Here is a 1,268-nt window from a genome sequence, read left to right as displayed (position 1 = left end):
GAAGTAATATTGATTGCGGCCGCGCTGCTTGGCGAGGTACATGGCCTGGTCTGCATGACGCAATAGCGTATCAGGATCGCCCTGGTCCTGCGGATACACAGTAACGCCGATGCTGGCAGTAACGTGGAAGACGCAGCCATCCAGTTCGTACGGCACCGCGAGTGCGCTGCTCAAGCGGTCGAGTGTGGTTGCACAGGTCTGCTCATCATGCTGGCCGTTGATGAGCAGAGCGAACTCATCCCCTCCCCAGCGCGCCACCAGATCTTCACCGCGGAGCGTATTCAACAGCCGTTCACTGACCTGCTTCAGCAGTTTGTCTCCCAGTTCATGTCCCAGAGAGTCGTTTACTTCCTTGAAACCATCGAGATCGAGGTAACAGACCGCCAGTTTGGTTTTCTTCCGGTCTGCCCGGGCAAATGAGCGGCTCAGGTGATCGATGAAAAGTCTCCTGTTGGCGAGTTTGGTCAGCGGATCATAGTAGGCGAGCAGCTCCAGCTGCTGATGGGCTTTTTTCAGGGCTTTTTCATCCCGCATGCGGTCCGTAATATCGGTCGCCACTTCAAGACGGACATAGCGGCCATCGTCCCAGGGAATAGCCCGGTCCGTACAATGGAACCATTGATTGTTGGCTGTATCGTGATAATCCCAGGTATAAGTCCTGGCTGTTTCCCCTTTCCTGTCCAGCAGTTTTCCATTGGTACAGAATTCACACGGACCGCTCTGACCCTGACGTATGGCTTGCCAGCATTTCTTACCGACGACATCCCCGACCCTGTTCCTGATCTTGGGATTCACATAGAGCACTTCATAGGTATCCATATCCGCCACATAAACGGCCGCATCGATACCATCCAGCACCGCCGTAAAACGCTGGTTCGCTTCGTGCAGTGCAAGCTCTGACTGCTTCCTTTCCGATATGTCACGGTAAATGGCGACAATGGAATCCTGCCCTTCATTGCGTGCATAGTGCGCGTTTATCTCGACGTAATAAGGCTTTCCATTGCGGTGGTGACCGCAGTCCTCGATGGTGATCCTTCCCTTTTCCCGCAGCTTGCGGAGAAAAATACGTCATTGTTCGACCGTCTGGTAAGTTCCCGACAGGTCGATGACCCGTTTTTTCAGCAGTTCTTTACGGGTAAAACCGAAATAGTTCCCGTCTATAAATGCCAAGTCATTGAAATTCAATTGAAAAACCGAAAAAAGACGATGAGAAATCCGGTGCAGGATGGTACAATTATGAGTAAAAATCTGCGTTCTTAGAACGCAGA

General features: G+C 52.1%; 2 protein-coding genes. Both read right to left on the bottom strand.

Annotation, left to right across the window (positions count from 1 at the left end):
* On the bottom strand, positions 1-888 hold an 888-nt coding region (locus ACOCD2_RS20460), incomplete at its 3' end, for a diguanylate cyclase domain-containing protein (protein WP_419612943.1).
* 180 nt (positions 889-1,068) lie between these two features.
* Positions 1,069-1,268, bottom strand: a 200-nt coding sequence (locus ACOCD2_RS20455; protein WP_293652731.1) for a hypothetical protein, incomplete at its 5' end; no start/stop codon positions are given.

This window comes from Thiolapillus sp., assembly GCF_048562965.1.
Classification (GTDB): domain Bacteria; phylum Pseudomonadota; class Gammaproteobacteria; order Chromatiales; family Chromatiaceae; genus Thiolapillus; species Thiolapillus brandeum_A.
The sequence above is the reverse complement of the archived record's forward strand: the minus strand, read 5'-3'. Positions and strand labels throughout refer to the sequence as shown.